Annotated in this window: 2 protein-coding genes; one reads left to right on the top strand and one right to left on the bottom strand. The window is 62.0% G+C overall.

Translation table 11 applies throughout. The features are described 5' to 3' along the window. Positions 1 to 420: 420 nt before the first annotated feature. On the bottom strand, positions 421 to 1,647 hold the full coding sequence (locus HCC78_RS31810; protein ID WP_216671407.1) for an IS110 family transposase: 1,227 nt from the start codon (positions 1,645 to 1,647) through the stop codon (positions 421 to 423). 242 nt (positions 1,648 to 1,889) lie between these two features. On the opposite strand from HCC78_RS31810, the gene HCC78_RS31805 reads away from it, so the two are divergent. Next, positions 1,890 to 3,098: an IS256 family transposase gene (locus HCC78_RS31805; protein WP_172332704.1), complete on the top strand. Its 1,209-nt coding sequence runs from the start codon at positions 1,890 to 1,892 to the stop codon at positions 3,096 to 3,098. Positions 3,099 to 3,425: the final 327 nt, after the last annotated feature.

Raw genomic sequence — 3,425 nt, 5'->3', positions numbered from 1 at the left:
TGCCGGGCAGGTTCCGGCTTCGGCATGCCAAGCTCTTGACCCGCCGGATCCATGCCGTGAATCCCGGAAGCCGACGAGTTCCGCAACAACGCCGTGCTCTTCACCCTTTTCACCTGGTAGCGTATTCGCACGGCACTGCGATAATACGCTGAAAGTGGGTAGGGTTTGCCTGCACTGAGCGCAGTTAGTGTCCGAGGAGCTGGTGTAATTTCGACACCGCTGACGGTGTGATCCCGGGTGGCCATCGAGGTGTAGGATTGAGGTGGAGTTTCGACGCTTCAACTCCAAGCCATACGGAGACCCCGATGACCACAGATGAGATTGACCAGCTATTTTTTCGTTTTCGTGATATTCTCGGCGAGCGGGTGACCACGCGGTGAAGGGCGGGGCGTGAGGTTCAAGCCCTGTCGCGCAGCCTGATCATAGTCGTTCCTCAGTTGTGGCGCCCGCACTCTTCTGTCGGCTCATTCTTCGCCAACCCTCCATCATGCGCCGATACGCGATTTCTGACAGTTCTGCTCCAGCTCGATCGGCACGTCGGCGATGTGGCAGATTGTAGTCTGCCGAGGCACCCTTCTTTCCGCGCTCAGAAGGCATCCCGGCAGCGAGTTCCATGGATCGACGCTTGCGCGCCATGAGCGCCGGGCTTGCCCAGGCGTAGTCCTCCCCCTTCGTCAGCAGGTGCCAGACGAGCACCGCCAGTTTGCGCGCGACCGCGACGGCGGCGATGTGGTTGCCGCGCCGTCCACGGACGCGTTCATAAAAGGCGCGTAGAGGACCGGGCGAACGGACGGTCTGCCAAGCGGCCTCGACCAAAAGGAAGCGCGCGTGAGAACGCCCGCGCTTGGTGATACGGCCATGGCGGGCGGGTCCGTCTCCCGACTGGAAGACGCTGGGATTGAGGCCAATATAGGCCACCAAGGCGTCTGGTGACCGGAATCGATCGATGCGGCCGATTGCCGCCATCACACCCACGGCAACGATCATGTCGATGCCCGGAATCGTCATCAGACGTGTGACGTTTCCATCTGCCAGCGCCGACTTGGCGATGTCCCGTTCGATGTCCTTCAAGGCAACGCTCAGACGGTCGTATTCGGCGACATGGCGTTCCACCGAGACGCGTTCATCGTCCGGCAATTGCTGAACTCCCAACCAAGTGCGCCCCTTGCCACCGAAGAGATCGGCATGAGGGCACCGCGGGACAAGATGCGCGTGCAGGATCGACTGAACGTAGGCTTTTGGCCGAACACGATGCTTTACCAGCTGTGTCCGACGCGCGACCTGCCGCCGCCGCGCCAGTGTCGCTTCGTCCGGGGTCCAGACCTCGGGCAAGAATCCCGCGCCGTAGAGTTTCGCCAGAACGCCTGCATCGATCTTGTCGGTCTTGGTCTTGGCCTTCGCAATCAGATGCACCTGAAGCGGGTTGGCTACCGCAACCCGGGCTACGTGGGGCGACAGGATTTCGACCACTGCCGTCGTGTTGCCCGTCGATTCCAACACGACATGGTCCGTGGCCTCCAGTTTCACGGCAAAGGCCGCGAGATTGTCGCGGGTCATTTTAACACGGCCCAGATGTGTCAACTCGGCGCCGTCCATCATCACGACCTCGGCAAACTCCCTGTGAATGTCCATTCCAATGATCCGCATGGGCTCTCCTTTTGTTGGCGTTCAAACCACAGGAGCCGGCGGGCACGCGGCAACTACAGATCCGCGCTCGCAGCGCATCCGGGCAAGCCGCAGGGGCAACCAGATAAAACCTCGGGCTCGCAGCCCATGTCATTAGCTCGGTCTGCCCGCACTCTCGTGCTCCCGGCGCCCCAAATCCCGGATGCTGCCATCCTAACCCCGATCCGCGCAGACCGGCAGGGTTTCAAGGCGCCGCCTTTAACATGCCGGATAAGACCAACATGGACCTGTCCGAGCTGCTGTCCAAGCACGATCAGGGTGACTTCCTGCGCATGATCGCCGAGGCGGTGTTGCAACTGATCATGGAGACCGACGTCGAGGGCCTGATCGGATCCGGGCGTCATGAGCGCAGCGGCGAACGCACGAGCTGGCGGAACGGCTACCGCGATCGCACCCTCGATACCCGTCTTGGCACATTGAATCTGCGGGTGCCGAAGCTGCAGCAGGGCAGCTATTTCCCGGGCTTTCTCGAGACCCGGAAGACGTCAGAGCAAGCCTTGGTCGCCGTCATCCAGGAAGCTTGGATCGGGGGCGTCTCTACCCGGCGCGTCGACGATCTGGTGCAGGCGATGGGGCTGAGTGGCATCTCGAAGAGCACGGTGTCCAAGCTCTGCAAGGACATAGACGAGCGCGTCGGCGAGTTCCTGAACCGCCCTCTCACCGGCGAATGGCCCTATGTCTGGCTCGATGCCACCTACCTGAAGGTCCGCCAGGGCGGGCGCATCGTCCCGGTCGCGGCCATAATCGCTGTCGCCGCCAACACAGAGGGGCGGCGCGAGATCATCGGCCTCGGCATCGGCCCCTCGGAAGCCGAGACATTCTGGACCGAGTTTCTGCGCTCCCTGAAGGCCCGGGGCCTCGGAGGCGTCCGGCTGGTGATCAGTGACGCGCATACCGGCCTCAGGGCGGCCATCTCGCGTGTGTTCGAAGCCACCTGGCAGCGCTGTCGTGTCCACTGGATGCGCAATGCCCTGGCACATGTCTCGCGCGATCAGCACACCGTCGTCGCCGCCGCGATCCGGCAGGCCTTCGATCAGCCCGATCGCTCCCATGCCGGCGAGACCTGGCGCAAGGTGGCAGAACAGCTCCGCCCGCGGTGGCCCAAGCTGGCCGAGCTCATGGACGCCAGCGAGCATGATGTCCTGGCCTACATGTCGTATCCTGGTCAGCACCGGACGAAGCTGCACTCGACCAACCCAATAGAAAGGCTGAACAAAGAGGTGAAGCGCCGCGCCGATGTCGTGGACATCTTCCCCAACGAGGCCTCAATCATGCGCCTGATCGGCGCGGTTCTCTTCGAACAGAATGACGAATGGCAAACGGCAAGTCGCTACATGATGGTCGAGGCCTTCGCCCAGATCGACAAGGAGGAGCTCGACCCCATTCTTAGCATCACAACGAAAGTCGCCTGATCATGCCCTCAGGCCATCCGGGAATTTACACCAGCTTGACGGACGTGATCCTGAGCGCAGGAAGTAAGTGCCCGGAATTCTGGCTCTCGAACGCAATCGAGGTGAGCATTGCTGCTAGTTCAGGGCTGACACCAGGCGCACGTTGCGTCTTGTGCGCCCGTCCCCAAGGGCTGAAAGGACCAGCCCTACCCCGCGCCTGCTTCGAATGTCGGCTGTGGACCGGGCGTACCAGTTTGAGGTGGCTCCCAAAATCCGGACACCCTGCCAAGCTTGCCGCCAACGAGTACGAGGACTGACAGCTTGGCTGGCAAACGGAAGAACTACAGC

The sequence above is a fragment of the Mangrovicoccus sp. HB161399 genome (genome assembly GCF_013184745.1).
In the GTDB taxonomy this organism is placed as follows: domain Bacteria; phylum Pseudomonadota; class Alphaproteobacteria; order Rhodobacterales; family Rhodobacteraceae; genus Mangrovicoccus.
The sequence above is the reverse complement of the archived record's forward strand: the minus strand, read 5'-3'. Positions and strand labels throughout refer to the sequence as shown.